17 protein-coding genes and 3 pseudogenes are annotated in these 22,930 nt (G+C 33.7%); 9 read left to right on the forward strand and 11 right to left on the reverse strand.

Annotation, left to right across the window (positions count from 1 at the left end):
- Positions 1-434: 434 nt before the first annotated feature.
- Positions 435-1,154 (reverse strand): hypothetical protein, encoded by a 720-nt coding sequence (locus DT250_RS01795; protein WP_149212391.1) that lies wholly within the window; start codon positions 1,152-1,154, stop codon positions 435-437.
- 235 nt (positions 1,155-1,389) lie between these two features.
- Here DT250_RS01795 and DT250_RS32535 point away from each other — a divergent pair.
- Positions 1,390-1,476, forward strand: a pseudogene (locus DT250_RS32535) (exosporium leader peptide); the annotation flags it as partial.
- A 94-nt stretch (positions 1,477-1,570) separates the two neighbouring features.
- On the opposite strand, the gene amyS reads toward DT250_RS32535, so the two are convergent.
- Positions 1,571-3,112 carry an alpha-amylase gene (amyS, locus tag DT250_RS01800; RefSeq protein WP_097858347.1) on the reverse strand — a complete coding sequence of 514 codons (1,542 nt, stop codon included), beginning with the start codon at positions 3,110-3,112 and terminating at the stop codon, positions 1,571-1,573.
- Positions 3,113-3,328: 216 nt separating this feature from the next.
- Between amyS and DT250_RS01805 the strand changes: the two genes are divergently transcribed.
- Together DT250_RS01805 and pepF are read left to right on the forward strand one after the other, a co-directional pair.
- The gene (locus DT250_RS01805; RefSeq protein WP_149212392.1) at positions 3,329-4,120 is read left to right on the forward strand and encodes an arylamine N-acetyltransferase family protein; all 792 of its coding nucleotides are present in this window, start codon (positions 3,329-3,331) and stop codon (positions 4,118-4,120) included.
- 117 nt (positions 4,121-4,237) lie between these two features.
- Positions 4,238-6,025, forward strand: coding sequence for an oligoendopeptidase F (gene pepF, locus DT250_RS01810; protein WP_097858345.1), 1,788 nt, complete (start codon positions 4,238-4,240; stop codon positions 6,023-6,025).
- A gap of 48 nt (positions 6,026-6,073) precedes the next feature.
- Here the strand turns inward: pepF and DT250_RS01815 are convergent, their stop codons facing one another.
- From DT250_RS01815 to DT250_RS01840, 6 genes are all read right to left on the reverse strand, one after another.
- Entirely contained in the window at positions 6,074-7,111 is a 1,038-nt protein-coding gene (locus DT250_RS01815; RefSeq protein ID WP_149212393.1) for an agmatine deiminase family protein, read from the reverse strand.
- A 107-nt stretch (positions 7,112-7,218) separates the two neighbouring features.
- Complete coding sequence (locus tag DT250_RS01820; RefSeq protein ID WP_149212394.1) at positions 7,219-8,961, reverse strand: amidohydrolase; 1,743 nt, start codon at positions 8,959-8,961, stop codon at positions 7,219-7,221.
- Positions 8,962-9,042: 81 nt separating this feature from the next.
- Entirely contained in the window at positions 9,043-9,864 is an 822-nt protein-coding gene (locus tag DT250_RS01825) for a MerR family transcriptional regulator (RefSeq protein WP_097889777.1), read from the reverse strand.
- Between the two features lie 38 nt (positions 9,865-9,902).
- Complete coding sequence (locus tag DT250_RS01830) at positions 9,903-10,880, reverse strand: agmatine deiminase family protein (protein WP_149212395.1); 978 nt, start codon at positions 10,878-10,880, stop codon at positions 9,903-9,905.
- Between the two features lie 378 nt (positions 10,881-11,258).
- Positions 11,259-12,416 carry an agmatine deiminase family protein gene (locus DT250_RS01835; RefSeq protein ID WP_149212396.1) on the reverse strand — a complete coding sequence of 386 codons (1,158 nt, stop codon included), beginning with the start codon at positions 12,414-12,416 and terminating at the stop codon, positions 11,259-11,261.
- Between the two features lie 238 nt (positions 12,417-12,654).
- The gene (locus DT250_RS01840) at positions 12,655-13,782 is read right to left on the reverse strand and encodes a serine hydrolase domain-containing protein (protein WP_088064124.1); all 1,128 of its coding nucleotides are present in this window, start codon (positions 13,780-13,782) and stop codon (positions 12,655-12,657) included.
- A gap of 262 nt (positions 13,783-14,044) precedes the next feature.
- On the opposite strand from DT250_RS01840, the pseudogene DT250_RS32045 reads away from it, so the two are divergent.
- Positions 14,045-14,280, forward strand: a pseudogene (locus tag DT250_RS32045) (hypothetical protein).
- Positions 14,281-14,389: 109 nt separating this feature from the next.
- On the opposite strand, the gene DT250_RS01850 reads toward DT250_RS32045, so the two are convergent.
- Entirely contained in the window at positions 14,390-15,622 is a 1,233-nt protein-coding gene (locus DT250_RS01850) for an MFS transporter (RefSeq protein ID WP_141542862.1), read from the reverse strand.
- Positions 15,623-15,707: 85 nt separating this feature from the next.
- On the opposite strand from DT250_RS01850, the gene DT250_RS01855 reads away from it, so the two are divergent.
- The 3 genes from DT250_RS01855 to DT250_RS01865 all read left to right on the forward strand — a co-directional run bounded on the left by DT250_RS01855 (position 15,708) and on the right by DT250_RS01865 (position 17,833).
- Positions 15,708-16,550: a LysR family transcriptional regulator gene (locus tag DT250_RS01855; RefSeq protein WP_088122765.1), complete on the forward strand. Its 843-nt coding sequence runs from the start codon at positions 15,708-15,710 to the stop codon at positions 16,548-16,550.
- 2 nt (positions 16,551-16,552) lie between these two features.
- Positions 16,553-17,062, forward strand: coding sequence for a DUF3916 domain-containing protein (locus DT250_RS01860; protein WP_149212397.1), 510 nt, complete (start codon positions 16,553-16,555; stop codon positions 17,060-17,062).
- A 159-nt stretch (positions 17,063-17,221) separates the two neighbouring features.
- Positions 17,222-17,833: a YdcF family protein gene (locus DT250_RS01865; RefSeq protein WP_255449964.1), complete on the forward strand. Its 612-nt coding sequence runs from the start codon at positions 17,222-17,224 to the stop codon at positions 17,831-17,833.
- Positions 17,834-17,876: 43 nt separating this feature from the next.
- On the opposite strand, the gene DT250_RS01870 is transcribed toward DT250_RS01865, so the two are convergent.
- Both DT250_RS01870 and DT250_RS01875 read right to left on the reverse strand, forming a co-directional pair.
- Positions 17,877-18,821, reverse strand: a complete 945-nt coding sequence (locus tag DT250_RS01870) for a glycerophosphodiester phosphodiesterase (protein ID WP_149212398.1) — start codon at positions 18,819-18,821, stop codon at positions 17,877-17,879.
- A gap of 379 nt (positions 18,822-19,200) precedes the next feature.
- Positions 19,201-20,820, reverse strand: coding sequence for an FAD-dependent oxidoreductase (locus tag DT250_RS01875; RefSeq protein WP_149212399.1), 1,620 nt, complete (start codon positions 20,818-20,820; stop codon positions 19,201-19,203).
- 472 nt (positions 20,821-21,292) lie between these two features.
- Here DT250_RS01875 and DT250_RS01880 point away from each other — a divergent pair.
- Both DT250_RS01880 and DT250_RS01885 read left to right on the forward strand, forming a co-directional pair.
- Positions 21,293-21,634, forward strand: a pseudogene (locus DT250_RS01880) (ArsR/SmtB family transcription factor); the annotation flags it as partial.
- Positions 21,635-21,897: 263 nt separating this feature from the next.
- Positions 21,898-22,896, forward strand: a complete 999-nt coding sequence (locus DT250_RS01885) for an NADP-dependent oxidoreductase (RefSeq protein WP_149212400.1) — start codon at positions 21,898-21,900, stop codon at positions 22,894-22,896.
- The last annotated feature ends 34 nt before the right edge of the window (positions 22,897-22,930 follow it).

Consider the following 22,930-nt stretch of genomic DNA (forward strand, 5'->3'; position numbering starts at 1 on the left):
TTGATTTTTATCATAAATGAAGATACCTACTCATTAGATTCCAATGAGTTCTACATGATTCATTTACCATTTTTATACATTAAAAAAATATACAAAAAAGCTGCGGGGATACCGCAGCTTTTACATTTACAAGGCATGTGTAATAACATATGAGGAAATAAGCCATAAAAAACGGATGGCACTCCCCTTATTACACGCTTTATAAAGTATTGTAGGTATCTTCATAGGTATCGAAATAAATCCATGACCAAATTAGGGGTATGATATACATAAAAATCCCCTGGTCTTATCCGATTTATTTCATTAAATTTTTCCTATTTAGTACCTACCGCACTCACAAAAAAGCACCTCTCATTAATTTATATTATAGTCATTGAAATCTAATTTACTGAAATCATCATACTATATGTTTTGTGAGAAGTAAAGGTGTCAGACTATTCCCTTGCAGATTGTAAAGCTTTCATATAATCAACCTTTTTCTCAAGGGTCTTTTTCGCATCTTCAGCCGTTACTATATAATCTATCGCAATATGTAGTAATACATCCTTATTATCATTTGGCAACTGAATTGTTATATCATCCACACTACTCTTACTATCTTCAATCGTTTTATTAAATTCCTGAATACTTCTCGCAACCTCCGCTAATGTCTCCATATGCGCACGGTTGTTTACATCTAAAAAGATATTACTTTTGAAAACCGCAGTAACATAATGCTTCGGATGTTGCTTCGCTACTTTTTTCTCTTCATTCTTACCGAAAACAGCGTCCCCTGTTTGCATTTTCTCGAAAGTAAGTATAGTATTAGTCCCTTTTTCTTCATAATATGTATTGAATCTTTCTCGTAAATCATTCGCTTCTTTTTTTATTTTATAGTTATCATTATTTACCTTTGGAGAGGTTCGTCCATCGAACCCTATTTGAAATTGTAAATATGGTTCATCTAATTGCTGTACATAAGCTATCCGTTTGTTTGGGCCTAAAAAATCCTTACCTTGTTCGGGTATTTCAATTCGATCTAGTTTCACAGAAATACCATGCTCCAATTTTGTATAACTTTGTGCTTTTTGTTCAATTTCTTTATCCGATATATCACATGATGTTAATAGGAATAAACTAAACATTATGCTATATTTCATTATTGTTCTTTTCATATTGCCTCTCCTTTTGCTACTACTACCTATATAGAAATGTCCTTATCGATTTTAAATTACGATTTATATAAAGAACTTCTTTCAATAGTCACAAGTGTAAAAACACCTATTTATTATCACTTTACACTTATTGTGTAATTTTACACTATGTTCATTTTACCGTAAAGCAAATATAATATCTATTAAAATCACGTTAAAAACATACTAATATTTAGTTCTATAGCAATCACAGTAAGGAGATATTCTTCGAGTACGAATAAGAGAAGCCACAGGTGACATTATTTATTCCAACGCATCTCTTGTTGTCTCAAAAGTCGACTAGTTCATTTATTAAAATAAAGATTTAGGAATGATAATAATATAAAAAGAAGAGGAAAACTTATATTTCAGTCTACCTCTTCTTTTCTATTAACAATTCACTGCTGAACATATATGGAAACTGATCCTCCACTTACATGGAACTGCCCCCATCCATCCTTATTAATTGTTACAGTATTTGTTTGATTACCCGTCATATCGTGCCATACTTCCCCTGCATTATTCTTTCCAACATCCATCCACTTTGATCCTCCCGGTCCATCAGAGATTAATGTCGCTAAACCAGAATTAGCATGTACACTATCACCTTCTCTTGTCCATCCAATCACATCTGGATGGTCTAAATAATCACGCTGCGTACCATATGCAAAGTTTTTTCGTGCCGTCAAAATCGGATCAATTTTATCTTTTAATGCTGGAATTTCATAACTACTATTTCCGTTTGTCCCATAGTAATCACCATAGAAAACTGAAGGATAGCCCTCTGCACGAGTTAAAATAAATGCATATGCCAACGGTTTAAACCACGGACTTACTACAGATTCTAATGACTGTCCAGGCTGAGAATCATGATTCTCAACGAGAGTAACTGCAAGTGCAGGGTGATTTTGCATTACTGTTCCATTTAAAATATTTCTCATATCATAATTCCCATTTCCTTTTGAAGCATAATGAAAATTGTAATGCAGTGGTGCATCAAATACAGATTGATTATAATTGACCTTCGCTAAATAATTATTTAAAGTTCGAATATCATTTTGCCAATATTCAGCTACTGTAAACATTTCTTTCCCCGTTTGCTGTCTGACATGATTTACCCAATCGCGTAAATATTCATGATCAATATGTTTAACAGCATCTAAACGAAAGCCATCTAAATTTAATTCATTCGCATACCACTTTCCCCAATTTTTCATCTCATTCGCAACATCTGGATGATCAAAATCAAGATCTGCATACATCAAATAATCATAATTTCCATTCTCGCTAGACACTTCCCAGTCCCATGCTTTACCTATCCCCCTAAATTTATAAATTCGATTTAATTTCCTTCCTTCATCCCAATCCGTTCCGTCAAAATGATACCATTTCCATTTAAAATTAGAATAAGCATCGCCACGCCCTGGAAAGTTAAACCCTGTCCATGCATTAATTTCATAATCACCGGATACTTCAATATTTCGATTGTTACGGTCTACCTCGACAACTGTTACAGTTTCAGTATAATCTGCTCCACCTTTGTGATTCATAACTACATCACCATATACATCAATGTTTTGCTTATGTAAAGCTTCAATTGCAGATTTCAGCTGTGCTTTTGTCCCATATTTCGTCCGCACCGTTCCTTTTTGATTGAATTCTCCCAAATCATATAAATCATACGCTCCATATCCTACGTCATTTTGCGTAGTTCCTTTATATGCAGGCGGTATCCAGACAGATGTAATTCCTTTCTGAGCTAAATTTCCAGCATCCGAACGCAAACGATTCCAATGATTCCCATCATTCGGAGCATACCACTCAAAATACTGCATTAACGTTCCATTGTTAACCGTATCTGCATAAACTTTACTCCCCCCATATATACTAGGTAAATACAAAACAACCGACAAGCCGACTACTGTTATTCTTTTCAACATATTTACATCATCCCCTTTCAAGAAAACGTTTGCATGGTTTATCGGAATTATTATAATATTCGTTCTACAATTAGTAAAGTAGCAATCTCTCACTCTCCCACATTATTTTTTAATCTAACTTCACATATTTAACAAATACTTCAAAGTAGTTTTCATTTCACATCTTATTCAAGATTGTTTACAATTTATCTATAAAAGCATGACGGAGGGATTTCTATGACCGACTTTCAAAAACAATTTTTCGCACGATTACATATAGAAGAAAAACAAAAAGTTTCATTTGAAGATTTACCTAACATTATGTACGCGATGGCACAAACTGTCCCTTTTGAAAACTTAAATATACTCGAAAACAACTTTACAGAAATATCAAAAGAAAATCTAAAAGAAAAAATTTTAGTAAACAACCGTGGCGGTCTTTGTTATGAACTCAATCCTACTATGTACTACTTCCTTAAAGACGCTGGATTTGATGTTCATCTCGTTTCAGGAACAGTGTACAATGCTGCAAATTCTATATGGGCTGTTGATTCTGGACACATCGCAACTGTTTTAGCACATCATAATGAACTTTATTTAATTGAAGTAGGATTCGGATCATACTTACCTCTTACACCTATTCCTTTCTCAGGTGAAGTCATTCACTCCATTACAGGAGATTATCGTATTCGTAAAGAAATGACTGAAAAGGGAAATTACATGTTAGAGATGCGTAAAAACAATGAGTTTTTGGATCAATCTTCTGCTGATGATTGGACGTTAGGCTATGCATTTTATATAGAAGAAGTGGATGAAGAAAAAGCAAATGCAGCACAAGAAATTATCGTTGAACATGAGGGCTCACCATTTAATAAAGTACCTCTTATTGTAAAACTAACTGAAGATGGGCATGCATCTTTAACAAAGGATAGTCTCACAATAGCGAAAAACGGTAAAAAAACGAAAAAAAATGTTACAAATGCGCAATATAAAAATCTTTTACATTCAAAATTCGGAATTACATTATAATTTTTCAAGCCTTGCCATTTTAGCAAGGCTTTTCATTTTCCAGCAGGGATTTTTTGCAATTTGTTGTATTTCATAGTTATATAGGAATATAACTACATATTTAGAAAGGAAATGATTATGACAGAACTTAAAGATCGACTACAAGTAGATGATAAAGAGAAATGGGATTTAACGGATATTTATCATACAATTGAAGATTGGGAAAGCGATTTTCATAAAATTGAAGTATTAACGAAAGAATTACATGAGTTTAATGGACATATTCACGATGGCAATAGTTTATTAGCCTATTTAACAAAGAGCGAAGAAATTTCTAGCATAATATCTTTAATGTTCGCTTATGCACGATTACAATCTGATCTTGATACGCGCGATACTGACGCTCAATCTCTTGTCGATAAAGTATCACAATTACACGTGAAAGTAAGTGCGGCTAAATCTTTCTTTTCCCCATTCTTACTTAGCGTAGATGAAAACACATTACATTCTTACATAGAAGAAGCAGAAGGTTTACAATATTATAAAGAAGACTTATTTGAATTATACCGTTATAAAAAACACGTATTGAATAAAGACCAAGAAGAGATTTTATCACAAATGGGTGAAGCACTTTCCTCCCCGCAGCATACATACGGCATGTTAAATAATGCAGATATACTATTTGGTGAAGTGACTACTGATGAGGGAGAAAAAGTTACTTTAACGCGCGGAATGTATGCAAAGTTAATAGAAGATGAAAACCGCGAGAAACGTAAAGAAGCCTATAAAGCTTATTACAAACCATACGTTCAATTAAAAAATTCTATCGCTTCTACTTTATCTGCTGCTATTAAAAATAATGTTACTGTTTCAAAGCTAAGAAGCTATCCATCTGCTTTAGAAAAATCATTATTTGGCGACATGGTTCCGAAAGAAGTATATGAAAATTTAATTGATACGACGAAAAAAAACATTCAATCACTACATACTTATAATGAACTTCGAAAAGAAAAATTACATGTAGATGAACTACGCCAGTACGACTTGAGCGTTGATTTAGTAGCGGGTGTAAAACAAGACATTCCATATGACAAAGCGTTTGACATGATGATCGAATCACTAGCTCCATTAGGTGAAGAATATATTGAAACATTAAAAAGCTTTAAAGATAAACGTTATATTGACGTGAGAGAAACGCCAGGAAAACGTTCCGGCGCTTATAATTTTGGTGTATACGGTGTTCATCCTTTCATTCTTTTAAATCATCACGATGATTTAAATAGCCTTTTCACTCTCACTCATGAATGTGGACACGGTATGCATACGCACTACTCACACGGATACCAACCAAGAATTTCTGCACACTATACTATTTTTGTTGCAGAAGTCGCTTCTACAGTAAATGAAGTGCTATTAATTCATCATTTATTAAAAGAAGCAAAAGATGCTAATGTACGTAACCATTTAGTAAATCATTTCATCGACAAATTTAAAGGCACTTTCTTTACACAAATTATGTTCGCTGAGTTTGAAAAAATCACACATGAAATGGCGCAGCAAGGTAAACCATTAAATGCCCAAGTCTTTAGCGAAGTTTATGAAAGCTTGTTTAGAGCGTATAATGGCGACTCCCTCGTATTTGACGAAGAAGTAAAATACGGCTGGGCTAGAATACCGCATTTCTATCGTCCATTTTACGTATACAAATATGCAACTGGTTTCGCTTCTGCAATCCAAATTGCTGATAAGTTATTGAGCGGCGATCCAAATACTCAAAAACATTATATTGAATTCCTTAAAGGCGGAAGTTCTGACTATCCATTAAACTTACTGAAAAAAGCTGGAGTTGATTTAACTACGCCAGAACCGATTGAAAGTGCACTAAATCGTTTTAGCTCACTTGTTGAAGAGTTTTCAGCATTATAAAAAGCATGCAGAGTATATACTCTGCATGCTTTTTTCATTTTTCTTACTTTATGCTAACTGTTGCTGCGTCACACAGTGAATCATGCCACCATACGCAAACAGTTCATTTACATAAATACCGACAATTCTTCTTCCAGGAAACTGCCCTTCCATGATTTGAAGCGCTAACTTATCATGCTCATCGCCATATATAGGAACTAATACAACTTCATTTCCAATGTAGAAATTCAAATATGAGCCCTTACAGTCTGCTTCTTTTACCACTTTTCTTGTCACCGGTACTGGTATGAGCTGAAATGGCTTTCCATCTATATTTCTTGCTTGTCGCAATTCTTGATAATGCTTTTCGTACGCCTCCAAAAGGTATGATTCACTTTCTCCGAAAGGATCATATTCATAAAGAATTGTATTTTCATTTACAAAACGTGCTGCTCCATCAATATGGTAATCCGTATCTTCATCATAATTATCCTCACCGCGAATGCCCGTTATCCATATAAAATTCGTTACCCCTAAATGCTTCGTTAACTCTATTTCAATCTCTTCCTGACTTAGTGTAGCATTTCGATTTTCATTTATAATAGAAGTTTTTGCCGCCATTAAGGTTCCATTTCCGTTTATCTCTATTCCCCCGCCCTCTAGACAGACACTAGAATTAACTTTTGGAATGCTATACATTTCACTTATTTCCGCCGGAATACCCGCATCATTTTCATACGGATATTTCTCACCCCACCCATTAAAAATCCATTGTGTTAAGCAGAGATTGCCTTCCTTATCTTTTACAAAAATCGGTCCATTATCTCTTACCCACACATCATCCGTCTCTTGAACTAAGAAATCAATTTTATCCATATCCACTTTCACTTCCATTAACTTCGATTGGACATGTACTTTTTCTTCTTCATCATATACAACAATATGCACAATTTCTCCGTAATGAAGCTCCTTTGCCATCGTTATCCAAATATCATCTAGCTTAGCTCTGTAACCTTCACCTCTATGAGCTTTATCATGAGGCCATTGGAGCCATGTCCCCTCATGTTTCTCCCACTCAGCAGGCATATAAAATAAACTTTTTGTCATACGTGTTCACCCCTTCTATCAATGTAAGTTCAGTCTAAACTTTGACATCGTGTTAAGGTCAACAGAAATATATTCATATACTTGTAACTACTTTATAAGGTGTTTCTTTATTTCTCCTTGTGATACACTACTTCTCCTTGTAAAACCGTCACTAAAACTTTCGCATCTGGAATCTTATCGACACTCATTTTAGTAATATCTTCATTTAGTAATATCATATCGGCTGATTTACCTACTTCGATTGAACCAGTAATATTATCAAGGCCTAATGCTTTAGCGGGCTTAATTGTATATGCATCAATAGCTGCATATACATTAGAAAAGCCCTTTTCATTAATACTTAGTGCATTTGAAATTGTCACAAGTGGATTTAGTTCATTTACATCCCAATCACTACTAAGTGACACGTTTGCTCCTGTTTTCCAAATGCGTCCTAACGGCATAATTCGTTTCATCTGTTGATTTGTAAAATACGTACTTGCCCAGCTTTGTTTAGGATCTTCTGCAAAATCATGACCTACTTGGAAATCAGCGCTAATACCTAACTTAGCAAAACGATTTATATCACTATCTTCTACCATCTCAACATGCGTAAGCGTATAAGGCTGATTCGCCCCTTCTTTTTTCGCTGCCTCAATTGCATTTAAACTCTCTCTTACCCCGCCATCTCCAATCGTATGAATGAGCGCACCGTAACCAAGTTTATTAAGTTCCTTCAACCACCATTTCATTTTCTCTTCTGGAATATAGTTCAAACCGTACGGCGTTCCCTGAAACCACTCAAATTTATATTTTTCTAGTATTTTAGCTGTACTGTTAATGCTAATTCCATCACTATACATCTTCACTTGATTAATAAGCATTCGAGATGATACATCATCACGCTTAATCTTTTTGAAATACTCTATTTGTTCTGCTTCATTTAAGTTCGGATATACCCACGGACGAAGTACTACTCGCGACGTTAACTTTTTCTCATCGTTAACTTTATTCCAAACATCTAACCAGCCTCGTTTCCAATAAAGACGTCCATCGCCGACTGTAGTAATCCCATTCTTCGCAACCTCATCTAAACCGTCCAGCAAACCTTCATAATTTTTTTCAAAGAGATTAGGCTGAGCATTCCATGCTTTTTCCATCACGATATCTCCTGCTGTATCATACAGAAGCCCGAAAGGTTCTCCTGTTTCTGGATCCCGGATGATTCTTCCGCCTTGCGGATCTTTCGTCTCTTTATTTATTCCCGCTACTTCCAATGCTTTTGAGTTAACCCATACAGAATGAGAAGTTCTTTCCATAATTAATACAGGGTTATTAGGAAATAACTCATCAAGAACTTGTAATGGCGTTTGTTGTTCTGACTTTTCGTCCATATCTTTTAACAGCTCTTCCAAACTAAATCCTGTTCCACTTATCCATTCGCCATCTTTCACATTTTTTTTACACGCCTTTAAATACGAGCGTTGTTCTTGCAGCGCAGCATCCGGTGAAACACTACAATTCCCTGCTGCTGGTGATTTCGCCTCAAATATATGATTGTGATTGTCCACAAAACCAGGAAGAATAAAACGTCCTTGTAAATCCACCACTTTCGTATCTTCATTTATAAATTCTTCTACATCTTTGTTTGAACCAACAAATGTAATTTTCCCTTCTTTAACGGCTACAGCTTCTACAATGTCTTGCTTGTCATTTGAAGTATAGATTGTACCATTTTTAAACACTACATTTTTGGGCAACTGATTAGGTAGAACGAAGCTACCATTCTCACCTTCTCCTGCTCCAGGAGTACACGCTGAAACCCATGTCATACTTAGAATCAGACAAATAATCATGATTGTTCTTTTCATTTTCTTTCTCCTTTTTATTATGATGAATTACTTACATAAATAGAATAAGGATTGACATAATGTTAATGTCAATCCTTATCCTCAGTCTATTTTCATAACTAAAAAACAAATTTGTGTCACATACTCCTCTACTAAACAATCACATTCAGGTCCCTTTATGTAGACCTCATATGGTGAATCATCTATTACATAACCATTTCTTTCAATCCATTTTTCTAACGCAATATAAGCGTAGCCTATATAGTCATAACTTCCATAATGCATAGTAGTAACGACTTGATGTGGATTTAATTTTTTTATTTCATATTCTTGTACTACATCTTTATTGTTCCCATGCATGACCGGAATCCTTAATTCAACATCACTTTCATTTGGAATATACTCTTCATCATAAAAGACCGTAGAGGGCGAACCAACTATTGATAAGTTATGCTTTTGTACTTTTTCATATAAGTCATAGAAATAATCATCCATATCATCTATATTTATTTGCAGTCTTTGAGCAATTACTGTTATTTCATTTCTCATTCCAATTAATATATCGTAACTTCTATGGCGAGCAATATGCAGGCCATTATTCACATTTACCATTTCATTCATTTCTGAAATAACCTGTAAATTTTGCTTCACTTCGTGAGACAACTCTATAATTTGTGCTTGCATATGTTTCACAAACGAGTCTTGATCTGATGACTGCAAAATGATTTTAATTTTTGGTAGAGGGAACTTATACTCTCTTAACTTTTTTATTTTCAACGCTATTTCTAACTGTCCTTGCTCATAATATCTATACCCATTTTCCGGGTTCACATATGCTGGTTTTAATATATCCTCTTTGTCATAATGCCTTAGCATCCGTGTACTCATTTTACAAATCCGCGAAAACTCAGTAATTGTATACATATACTTACCCCTTGAATACATTTTCTTATACGCTTATTTTAAAACCAATCAAAAATCTCCCTAACTGAAAATTCTTCATTCTGATTGTGCAATCTTTTCATTTTTGAAGGTAACAAATGATCAGGACAATACCACGTTAAACAATTTATTGCGCCTCCCATTGTTGATATTTCTCCTACATGAATTTGAATAGCTTGTTTCTCCGTATGTTGTTGAATATATTGTAAAACTTCCCGATCTTTAGGTAGTCCAAACTTAGGAACGTAAATCGCATCACATGTTTCTAACATATTTATATACAACCCTTTTGCCGATGCTATTTCTTGATCATATTGTCCTTTTTCTGTATATGATGATGGAACAACTATAAATTTAGCTTCTGGCATTTGCTCTTGAATAATTTCTTGAACATTATATCTAAATTCATGATCCCCTAAAAAATCACTAATAAACATCGTATGTTCATCAATAAATTTAACCATTCCGTCTGCATGTGCAAGTACGTCCCCTTCTTCAGCAGGAATAATAATAACTCGGCTCACATCCAAATCCCATTCCAGTTGCTCTATAATTTCTTCTTCCGTCCAATCATCATTATCATCGAATATGCGTTCCGTTACTATAACAGTATCTTTTTTATTCCAAATAAGATTTCCACCGTCTAATATCAATGGAGACTTCCCATATTCAAAATCGTTCTTTTTTAACCATTTATTAAATTGTTGATCTAAATATCTCCATTGATCTTTCGGTAAGTAATTTGGTTGATATTTAAATTTAACTAAATGATTTGTAACAACTGGTGCAACATCTCTTAGCCAAATATCATCATACTCAAAAAAGCTTGTATGAAAGTCTTGCTCTTCAATGGATAAAGAAACAAGTTGATCAGTAAATGATTTATTTTCATTTAAGTATTCATTAAAATAAATCAGGTCTTCATAAAATGGACGATAATATGCATTTGATTTATCTGGTATTGCAGTAAAAATAATTCCATTATGTTTTTGTTCCATATTATTTACCTCGCTTTTTAATAATGGTTGAATAACTAATTTCACTATGCCAACTATTTCTCTTTTCATAACAATGTTCGAAACGTGCACATTTCATGAATGGATTATAGCACGGAGAAATATTATATATTTATATAAAAAATATATAGCCGTGGTTGAGCGAAAAATTGACTCTTGACAGGGTTTTAAAATACAATAATAAAAATTTATATGAAAGTATGAAATTTAATAATAGAATCATAAGCCCTATCATTAGGAAACTAGTTAATATTATTCCTTTCAATGCCCTTGCTCCTTTTTGCGAAAAATAAAACATGACAAAATAGATAAAGGTAACAATGTACCTATTTTGTCGGTAGGTTGCTGAATTTCAATCGATTATTTCAATTGAATCGGTTGTTGCTGTGTAACACAATGAATCATGCCGCCATTTTTATAAAGCTCTCTCACATCAATACCAACTACTTTACGATCTGGATATAACTTCTGAATCGTATCGTTTGCGATTTTATCATTCGGATCATTATAATTAGGAACCAATACCACAGCATTCCCAATATAATAATTGATATACGAGCCTTTATAATCGAGAGCTTTTCCATTTTCTAAAGTAACTTTATCTTTACTAAGGAGTAAGTATTCATACTTATACTTCTGTCCTGAAGCATTTTTTGCATCTAACAATGTATCCATATCCTTGTTTGACAAACCCCATTCGGCTAGGTCATCTTCTTTCATCGTTACAATGGTAGATTTACCATGGAATTTAGCAAATCCATCGATATGAAAATCAGTAATATCTAAATTAGGTACTCCATCTAACCAAATAAAGTTTGATACTCCTAGGTCACTTATATACTTTTCAATTTCCTTTTCTGATAAATTTGGATTTCTATTTTTATTTGTTACTGCACTTCGAGTTAATAAAGCAGTCCCATTACTGTCTAATTCAATTGCGCCGCCTTCAAGGACAAAGTTCCCCCAATCAATCCTTTCAATCCCTAATTGTTTACTAACATTTTCACGTATACGAGCATCATTTTTATAAGGTGTTTTCTTTCCCCAACCATTAAATGCCGGATCTAATATTTTGAGATTTTTATTATTGTCATAAACAAAAATCGGTCCACTATCTCTTGCCCATACATCATCAGTAGGAGCGATATAGAAATCAATTTTATCCATATTCAGTCCTTTATCTATTAAAAGATTATTGATGCGCTCTTTCTCTTCCTCATCGTATGCAACAATATGAACTTTTTCACCCTCAGTTAAAGCGATTGCCATTTTAACCCAAATCGGTTCAACTTCCTGCTTATATTCTTGACCATATGTGTATTCATGAGGCCATTGCAGCCATGTACCTTCATGTTTATCTTTTTCATCTGGCATCGTATATTTTCCAACTTTTTTCTGTACCTCTACTTTTTCACTCTCTTTCCCTTTTGCATTTTCATTACCACCTTCAAAAGAACAACCACTAATAATCGTTGCGGATAATACAGCTATTAAACAAAACTTTACTACTTTTTTCACCTTTTCATCCTCCTGTTCTTACCTCCAATAATGTAAAGCTTCATATAGTGTGAAGCTCAAGCTTTTTCATCAATGTAAAAATTACCAATTATCCTTTACATTCATATCATTTAACTACCTATATAGATTTATTCAAATATCAACCACCTTTCTCACCTACTTAGTCAGCAAATAGAACATGACTAAATAAAAAAAATCGGTATTGATAATTACATATCAATACCGACTTTTAAAATTATTATTTTCCTTCTATTAAATCATTCGCCATTTTCCTAAACTCCTGATTAAACGAATCATTCATACCATTTTGTACGTTAGAGAATAATATTACAAACGTTCGTTTATCCCGGTTAAAATTATTAAATGTATTCCAACCAGCTAATACACCATGATTATGATAATAATCTGGATTAGTATAGAAACTAAACCCATATTTTCTTACAGATGATGCAGTAAACATATCTGATACACTTTGTTTAGAAATCAACTTTCCATCCATAATAGCCTCATCTAATCTTTTCATATCTTCAATAGTCGTATACATTTCACCACACCCATACAGCCAATTCATTTTTAACCGAGGCGCAGCTATTAACTCGTTATCTTTTTTCGTATAACCTTCTGCTAAAAAAATATCTTCAGGGAGAGTTGCACCCATTCCAGATTCATGCATTTCAACAGGCGTAAAAATATTTTCTTTCACATATTCAGCGAGCGGTTTATTCGATATCTTTTCTACAATATACGCAAGCACCATATAATTATAATCTGTATATTTCCAACCAGTCCCTGCAGGAAATTGCAATTTTTGTGCACCAATCCACGTTACTAACTTTAATCGTGACGCCGCATCAACCCTACCTTGTCCCTGATCTGGCAACCCAGACGTATGGGTTAACAAATTTCGTAACGTAATGTTTTTATCTGCCGGAAATGATGGAATATACTTATTTACATTGTCTTCAATATTTAATTTCCCTTTTTCTTTTAGCTGCATAATAGATATTGCAACGACTGTTTTCGTAATAGAACCAATGCGATATTTCGTTCTTGGCGTTGTTACTACTTTATCTTTCACATTCGCATACCCATAACCTTTGCGTAAAATTACATGATCTTTACTAGCTACAAGAACACTCCCATTAAATCCTTTATCTTTTAAATATTGATCTAGTTTTCCAGCTGCAACTTCATAGCGCTTTTTCTCATTCGCATCAACTTCTTGCATATCGCCCTTTTTCTTACTATTTACATTAGAAAATGCCTTTATATCATATTTCTTACCTTTATTTGCATGTATTAGTGTAACGACACTCCCACAAAAAATAGCAAAAATAAAGAAAACAATTAACCATTTCTTTAGCATAATAGGAACCCTCTTTTATCTAGTTTCACTTAACATGCATCCATTCTATTCTATATCTTTTAATTTTCAAATATTTCATAATATTATCTATCTATTATTCACCTATTTAAACTAGATTCCTTTTTCTCATATTCAGTTTTTGGCTACTCTCTATTGTATTTCTTTCTTGCAAAATTTCCACCTTACAATCGGATACACCCTACTATAATTTCAACAGCTTATGTAACATTTGTTACACATAATAAGAAATGGAGTTGTTACGATGAAAAATACCGATAAACACAATCGTTTAAATGATATGATGTTCCATTACAGAGTAACAAAAAATAATATAGTTTTAATTGAATATTACGGAAAATAAATTAAAATATTAAAAGGAAATGATGCTGAAAAATTTTTAAACAAAATAAATCATGCACATAACATAACGATACAGAAAAACAACTCATTATAGCTAAAGTAACAGGTAATTTCAAAAGAGGCAATGAACGTCATTGAAAACGAATCTCATTTATTTTTTGATTATACAACATATAAAATAGAAATGTCGCACATTCGGCATTTCTTTAGAATTTCTTCATATAAAATTTACATTACTAACTTTCTTTTATTTTTTGCTTTTACTATATAAACTCACTGCCGAAATACTTAGTAATACCACTATACACAACCACGCACACGTATACCCTTTCTCATCGACAATATAACCAAATAAAACAGGTGCAACAATAATAGCAATTTGATTGAATGTCAGCGCCAAACTAACTGTTATTCCAACAGATTCTTCACTTGCCAATTCAGCAACTTCGACGATAAAAAGACTAAACCAACCAATTGAAAAGAAGCCTAACAATGCGCTGACACCATACAATACTCCACTCGTTACTGTATGTATGCTCATTACTAACAATAGAATCAAACCGATAGAAGCACAGACAGTTATAAATAAAGGTATGCGCCGATTCCCCTTATAAAACACATCACTAATAGCTGCTAATGCAACACGGCCAATCATTCCAGAAAAGAACATAACTGAAAATACTGTTCCGGCTACAATAGATGTAATGGATTGTTCCCTTACTAAAAATTTCATAAAGTGTCCAACTAACACCATTTGTAATGAAATCATGCAAATACCAGTTATATAAATTGGATACAACTCTTTTTTACATATCACTACTTTTAGCTGCATCCATAAAGAATTTTTAATATATTCTTTCCTTACATCCTCTTGGACATATGGCTCTTTATAAAATATAAAAAATAATAAACCTCCAATTATACAAATGCATGCCATACTATTTATCGCATAAGTCACATTATATTGTATTGTAAGAAACGGGATTAAAACTCCCGCTAACGCGCCACCAATCGGTATACCAGCTTGCCTTATTCCCATCGCTAATCCACGATTTTCTTTTGGAAACCATTTTAAAATCACTTTACTTCCTCCTGGCTGGGAAACACTATAAAACATTCCTACTAATAAAAGTACAAATAACAGTCCATTAAATCCATTTACTATATTAGTTAGTAAAAGCGAACCTCCTAGCAAAAATGAACTTATAGAAATTAACAACTTTTCATCATATTGATCAAGTAGCCGCCCAACAAAAAGCATACAAAATAATGGTCCAACATTTACAAAACTTACTAACAATCCACTCTCCATATTCTTAAGCGCATATTCTTCTTTCCAAAATAACGCCAAAACTCCAACACCATACGTTATAAGCGTCGCTGTTGTTTGAGCAATCGTCGCAACAATTAACATCATCCACTTATAAGTACTTTTCATCCTTTCTTCGATTAACACAATCATCCCTCCACCCCCTTCCATTGTATGAAAGTTCTGATATCATATAAAATAAATATTCATCATATAATCCATCAAAAAAATTGATACCTTTTCGGAGGAATGAAACGTGGACATAAAAGATTTAACTGTATTTTACGAAGTTGCGAAGGAAAATAATATTTCTCACGCAGCTAAAAATTTGAACTATGTACAATCAGGCGTAACAATGCGTATGAAACAACTAGAAAATGAATTAGGTGTGCCTTTATTTTACCGTAACGGAAAAGGTGTAACTTTAACTTCTAACGGTGAGATTTTATTAACATACGCTAAACAAATTATCCACTTAATGGATCAATCTATAAAAGCGGTTCAAAGTAATGGAACTGAGCCAAAGGGCACGTTGAAAATCGGATGTACAGAATCTACAACTGCGGTAAGGCTTCCCTCTATATTAACGGCCTACTATGAGAAACACCCAAAAGTCGAATTGATTTTAGAAACAAATACGACCGAACAACTAATTAGGCTAGTGTTAGAAAGAAAACTAGACGGAGCGTTTATAGCTGGCTCTACTCAGCACGCTGAACTTCATACAAGTGTATTTCGTGAAGAAGAATTAGTTCTCATTAGTAAAAAACCTTTACCCTCTCTTACAGACATAGAAGATATGAATTTACTCGCTTTTAGTCAAGGTTGCTATTATAGAAGTTTATTAGAAGACTGGCTTCAAGAAGAAGGCATCTCGCCTAAACGAATATTAGAGTTCGGAACAATTGAAGCAATACTCGCCTGTGTAAAATCAAATATGGGCGTAGCAATTATGATGAAATCTATTTTAAATGGTCATGCACATAACTTATCATTCAACCCTTTACCAAATAGATTCAAAAAGGTTCCTACTACTTTTATTACTAGAAAAGATATATATCACTCAGCTGCATTACAAAAATTTATGGAGATGATTTAACAATGCGTGAAAAGAAAATACGTGGGATGAAGCGTAAAACAAACACGATGATAAAGCGAATTGAAGAACATACAAAAACGTTCCCTTCTGCTTTCTATAACGATGAATATTGGTATATGCCTTTACCAGTTTCCCAAGCTTTTATCGATTCGTATAAAACACCTAGAAAAGTAAAACGATTGTGTATACAAACTCTATTAAATCAAGCAAGCCATTTAATAAAAATAAAACCGAGCGATATGCATACATATCGAGTTGTTGTTTTGATTTCTATAGAAAGGTTGTGGGATTCGCAAATTATTGTATTTAAAAATGAGGACTACTTTCATAATTTCTTTAATAGAAATAGTGAATTTCAAAAATGGATTCCTCTTTCAAATGAATCTGATTTTTGGAAGATATGGGGAATTTCAATTTGTCCTACTGTCCAAACATTGCACTTTCAAGAAGTTATTTATGATGAGGATACAATCGATGAAAAAGAGATTTGGTTTACTGGAGAGTTATCTTAAAAGGGGAACTTTCAAATTAAAAGCTTCCCTTTTTTCACTTAATAAAATCGCTATATAATGAATTTGTCATTTTACTATATAGGAGGTTTTCAAATGGTAATCCCTAAATATCCTGATGTCCCTACTCTTACGAAAAAACAAATCGATCAAATTACATAAATCACTTTTCTAAAAGAAATCACACCACAAAAATGTGATGCCATTTTCGTTTTTGGCGGTTCTCATCCTGGCAATTGGCAAGCCCCTCTAAAAGCTTATCAACAAGGCTTAGGAAACCAAATTATCGTTACAGGCGGTACTAGTTTGCATGGCATGAAACATCCGACCTGGAATTACGGGGATTTATCAGAAGCAGAAGTAATTGTAAATAAATTAATGGAACATGGCGTACCAAAAGACGTTATTATATTCGAGACAAACTCCCTCCATTCTATCGCCAATGTAGTTGAAGCGAAAAAGATTTTTGATTTCACAAAGATTAATCGATTACTCTTTGTATGTAAAAGTTTAGGAGCTGGTCGACAATATAGAGTATTAAAAAAACATCTACCTAATACTGTTACTTGTATTCCATTTACATTTGATACAAGTTTCGATGGTGAGTTTAAAATGAATAGATATAACTGGATGGAAAATGAAAAGAGTCGCTCTATGATTTTTGGAGAATACTTGAGAAATATTTGCTATGGTAGAAAAGGCGGCATTGAGCCTCCTGAAAAAGAAGTTCAAGGCTTAGAGGAATATGTATCCTACTACTATAATCTAGCATAATAGAAAAAGGTATACCAAAACGTCGGTATACCTTTTCTCCTATTTATTTTTCGTTTAACACACTATGTAATCGATCAGGATAATTTGTAAACATTCCTGTAGCACCCCATTTAATTAACAATCTCATATCTGGTTTCTCATTAATTGTATACGGGTGAATTAACAGTCCATTTTTTCTAGCCATTTTCATATATGACTCATCAATAATTAGTTCTCCGTTATCATTACGTAAGTTTGGCCCAATACCAACTGCATACTTTTTAATTTCTTGAAAATCATCATTCGTTACACTTTTTGGTTCATGTGTAATTCCAGACCATTCAACAATCTCATTGTTTTCATTTGGATAATACCAAAGCAGTTGAACTAACGGAATATTTTTATTCATACTATGAATCTTTGTTAAACTATCTTTACTAAATGATTGAATCATAACACGGCTAGAAGACATGTTTTGACCTACTAAATTATATTTATTTAACAACGCTAACAATTTCTCTTCCATTCCTGGATACACATCTGGTGATTTTGTTTCAATGTAATACTTCATGCTTCTTCCGTACTTTTGGAAGATTTCTTCAAGAGTCGGAACTTTTTGCCCCACATACTCTTGCTTAGCCTTTTCTGGATAAGCTTTATTGAACCAAGATCCTGCATCTAAGCTCTTTATTTCACTTAATGTTTTATCTCGTACTTCACCTGTTCCATTTGTAGTGCGGTCAACTGCTGTATCATGCATTGCGATTAATTGGCCATCCTTAGTTAATTGAATATCTAACTCCAAATAATCCGCTTTCATTTTTTTCACAAGATCATAAGAAGCAAAAGTATGCTCAGGTGCATGTCCACTTGCTCCGCGATGTGCAATGTTTAAAAACTTATTCGTATTCCATTCATGCTTCCCTTCTGCTTTCGCATGAACAGCTCCCCCAGCAAAGATACTTCCCATCATAAAGAAAACAACTAACACGCTAATAATTTTTCTCATCCTTCTAACCCTTCCTACGTTGCAAATTTCAACAAGTTAATGAGATTTACACGAAATAGAAGATATACTTTCCTTATTTTTATAAGCTTATATTAAAATTCCAATCTTACAAATACAATTCCCCTATGTTATTACTATACTATTTATTTTCCATATCCCTCCTATTCACATGTAACTCCTTATTAATTACAGTTCATCAATAAAAAAGCCATAATTTATTTAGAGGACACTTCTGTATCCCTAAATAAATGTATGGCTTATCTCAAATATCTCCGGCCTCGATTAACTTGTCGAAATTAATCATACCAAACCTATTAAACTTTGTGAATATTATTTTTTCAGTAAAGTGAAGTATATAAGACAATGCTTCCGTAATTATTTAAAAACCACATAATAAATTACTCATTACCTCCTCCAATATTACATCTGGATTTACCACTGCTTTTTCCGAACGCCATCCAATAAAGCCATCTGGTCTAATTAGTACAACTCCTTCATTCTCTATCCCATATAATTCACGAAAAACATTTTCTTGAGTAATAAAGTCTCCTCTTAAACCAACGCTGTAAACTTTTATATTTATTCCTAATTTAGATGAAACATCAAATACAGCTTCAGCCCAAGTACTATTTTCTACTTCAGTAAGTAATACAAAATTTTTACCGAATAAGTCTAATATAGAAACTTTCTCCCCTTCATACATTCCAAAAAAATGAGGTGCTCGCGTTCCAGGCCTTCCGTTCAAATCTATGATATCCATTCTATGTGGATTGGATGAGTCATCTATTATTGCTTTTGAACAATACTGATACCCGACAGTTACAGCTAAACCATCCATATTATTCAAACTGCCTTCTTCTCTATTCGCAGCACGGAACAATAAACTATTCGCATACTCCTTCGTTAATTTTGCAACAGGGTATCTCTCTTCATAATATGTTTCTAACAATTTTGGATTTGCTTTCCCTTTTATAACAGCCGCTAATTTCCAAGCTAGATTGTGCGCATCTTGTATCCCTGTATTTGAACCAAACCCTCCAGTTGGCGGCATAATATGTGCAGAATCGCCAACTAAAAAAATGCGATTATCTTGAAATTTTGTAGCAGTACTTTCAGTCGCTTCCCACGGTAAAACACTTACTATTTCTGGCTCAACATTTGTGCTTCCAATTGCTGTTTGAATAATTTGTTTACAACGTTCTATAGTGAAATCCTCTGGTCGCTCTCCTTTTAATGGATCGTAGGATACATGATAAATCCATCTTCTTTCGTTATCAACTGGAATAAGCGCACCAAGAACTTCCGGATGAAGTACCATAGTAAAACCAAATGCATCTCCTTGTATAAACTCACTTAAATCCACTTCAAAATAAATATTCATATAATAGCCACCGATTGTACCTCGTCCCTCAGTACTTATCCCTAGCTGCTCACGTATTTTACTTTTCGCTCCATCTGCTGCAATTACATAGTCACAATGAATAATACTTTCTTCTTCCGTTTCACGATTCCGAATCGTTGCGATTACTCCGTGCTCATTTTGTTCATAAGAAACCAATTCATGATAAAAAGATAATTCTCCATCTAATGACCTCGCTTCTTGTAACATCATCTCTTCTAAAATAATTTGATAACAAGCCGTTTGTTTTGATGGACTAATCTCTTCTATTTTTTGAAGTAACTTCTCATCATTTCCATACTGAGTCGCCCGCATTTTTGCCAATTCTTCCTTATTCGCCTCAGCTATCGTATGAACTGCTATTCTTCCTCGACAATTTTCTAATGCTTTACCCGCCAATCTAATTCTTTGTTCTAAACCTAATTCTCGAAATAACTCCATCGTACGAAAAGTGATTCCACCTGCTTTTGGATGAATTGCAGTAGACGGGTGCCTTTCAACCAATAAATAATCAACGTTATGTTTTGCAAGGAATAGCGCAGATGCTAACCCTGATAATCCTCCTCCAATAATTAAAACTGGTACGTAATTCGATTTCATATATTTATCCTCCCATCATTGTTCTGAGCTCAGTGATATAAATATAATCAAAAAAACAACAAAGATATAGACTTATATTTCATTTTGAATTATCATATAGATAGATTACGCCCCAAATTACTTTTACTTTTTCATACATCTATAATCTGCTTGAATTATGCATGTATGAAAGAGTAAAATGAAACAACTCACTTTAGTAGACACCAACATAATAAAAACATGATAAGCGGTCGTAACCCTATAAGTTATTCAGGGTACGACCGCTTATTTTTTTAAACTCCTTATCCTTTCTCATCTGTAAACAACGTATTATTAAAGCCTTTTCTATCCCCTACCATTTTCAACTCATAAAATTTCATTCGTCTCGATTTTCTTTCCCAATATTGCAGCTCATTCAACAATCATGTAGCATTACCGTATCGATGTAATAGTTCATCATCTTAAACCTTTCGACTAATTTATTGGAGGTAAAGTGATTGAAATGAATAAACAAGAACAATTAAATGTTATAAAAAAAGATTTTATTGATTCTCAAAAAGTATTATTGGCAATTGGTGATGAAACACGTCAAGCTATTTTGTTCGTTCTCATGGAAACAGAATGTCAAACCGGATTACGTGTAGGAGAAATTACGAAACAAACACACCTTTCTCGACCAGCGGTATCACATCACCTTAGAATTTTACGAGAAGCCGGTATTATTTTAATGCGAAAAGAAGGTACAAAAAACTTTTATTATATTGATATACGTACAAAATTAGGTGTATTAAAAAATCTTGTATTAGATATTGAAAAGCTATTGCACAACTTGTATCCCGCTTTAATGGGCAGTCCACCTCAAAATTCAGTGAAAGCAAAAAAGTTAGGTGGGGGATCAACTGGCAAACTATTGCACAACTTGTATCCCGCTTTAATGGGCAGTAAGACCCCCACCTCAAAATTCAGTGAAAGCAAAGAAGTTAGGTGGGGGATCAACTGCCCATTAAAGTCCGATTGGTTCAACTAATAATCAGTGGGGGATGAAGAACCCCCCCACTGATTAAAGTTTCACTTTATTGAAATGTGGAGGTATAAGAAATGAAAGCAATGATAATTGATAAATACGGAAAAGTTCCAATGCGTATGGCAGAGGTACCTACTCCTGAAATAAACGAGCATGAAGTGCTCGCAGAAATTCATGCAGCTAGTATTAACCCGATTGATTTTAAAATACGCGATGGAAAAGTGAAGATGTTACTTAAATATGAAATGCCCCTAATCCTTGGGAATGACTTTTCCGGTGTCATTGTAAAGGTTGGATCAAAAGTGACTCGTTTTAAAGTCGGCGATGAAATATATGCACGTCCAAGAAAAAATAAGATTGGTACTTTCGCGGAATATATAGCCATTCATGAGGATGATATAGCTTTAAAACCAGTGAATTTAAGTTTTGAGGAAGCGGCGTCAATTCCTCTCGTTGGCTTAACATCATATCAAGCACTACATGACATCATGCACTTACAAAAAGGACAAAAAATATTAATTCACGCTGGATCTGGTGGTGTGGGTACTTTCGCAATTCAGTTAGCAAAAATAATGGGTGCTACCGTTACAACAACTGCTAGTGAAGCTGGTGCCAATTTAGTAAAGTCTCTTGGCGCAGATGAAATTATTAATTACAAAACCGAAAAATTTGAAGAAATACTAAAAGATTATGATGCGGTATTTGATACAATCGGCGGGACAACACTCGAAAAATCATTCAATATTATAAAAAGCGGCGGCAACATTGTTTCCGTTTCAGGAATGCCGAATGCTCGTTTCGGTAAAGAATTTGGTTCAGGATTTTTTAAAACACTCTTATTTTCATTAGCAAGCAAAAAACTTACTGCACTTGAAAAAAAGCATAATGCGCAATATTCATTTTTATTTATGAAGCCAAGCGGAGATCAATTACGTACTATCGCAAATTATATTGAAGCAGGCAAAATCAAACCGGTAATCGATCGAGTTTTCCCTTTTGAAGATGCTCAAAAAGCAATGGAATATTCAGAGGCTGGAAGAGCAAAAGGAAAAATAATCGTAAAAATTAAGTAATAATAAAAACTCCATTTAAAAAAATGAAGTTTTT

Source organism: Bacillus sp. AR2-1 (genome assembly GCF_008368755.1).
GTDB lineage: Bacteria > Bacillota > Bacilli > Bacillales > Bacillaceae_G > Bacillus_A > Bacillus_A wiedmannii.

Coding starts and splice junctions, on each gene's coding strand:
- DT250_RS01825 (WP_097889777.1), bottom strand. CDS start 9,864: ATGTATACAATTACTGAGTTTTCGCGGATTTGTAAAATGAGTACACGG.
- DT250_RS01805 (WP_149212392.1), top strand. CDS start 3,329: ATGACCGACTTTCAAAAACAATTTTTCGCACGATTACATATAGAAGAA.
- DT250_RS01830 (WP_149212395.1), bottom strand. CDS start 10,880: ATGGAACAAAAACATAATGGAATTATTTTTACTGCAATACCAGATAAA.
- DT250_RS01885 (WP_149212400.1), top strand. CDS start 21,898: ATGAAAGCAATGATAATTGATAAATACGGAAAAGTTCCAATGCGTATG.
- DT250_RS01815 (WP_149212393.1), bottom strand. CDS start 7,111: ATGACAAAAAGTTTATTTTATATGCCTGCTGAGTGGGAGAAACATGAG.
- DT250_RS01840 (WP_088064124.1), bottom strand. CDS start 13,782: ATGCTAAAGAAATGGTTAATTGTTTTCTTTATTTTTGCTATTTTTTGT.
- amyS (WP_097858347.1), bottom strand. CDS start 3,112: ATGTTGAAAAGAATAACAGTAGTCGGCTTGTCGGTTGTTTTGTATTTA.
- DT250_RS01875 (WP_149212399.1), bottom strand. CDS start 20,820: ATGAAATCGAATTACGTACCAGTTTTAATTATTGGAGGAGGATTATCA.
- DT250_RS01795 (WP_149212391.1), bottom strand. CDS start 1,154: ATGAAAAGAACAATAATGAAATATAGCATAATGTTTAGTTTATTCCTA.
- pepF (WP_097858345.1), top strand. CDS start 4,238: ATGACAGAACTTAAAGATCGACTACAAGTAGATGATAAAGAGAAATGG.
- DT250_RS01860 (WP_149212397.1), top strand. CDS start 16,553: ATGCGTGAAAAGAAAATACGTGGGATGAAGCGTAAAACAAACACGATG.
- DT250_RS01820 (WP_149212394.1), bottom strand. CDS start 8,961: ATGAAAAGAACAATCATGATTATTTGTCTGATTCTAAGTATGACATGG.
- DT250_RS01870 (WP_149212398.1), bottom strand. CDS start 18,821: ATGAGAAAAATTATTAGCGTGTTAGTTGTTTTCTTTATGATGGGAAGT.
- DT250_RS01850 (WP_141542862.1), bottom strand. CDS start 15,622: ATGGAAGGGGGTGGAGGGATGATTGTGTTAATCGAAGAAAGGATGAAA.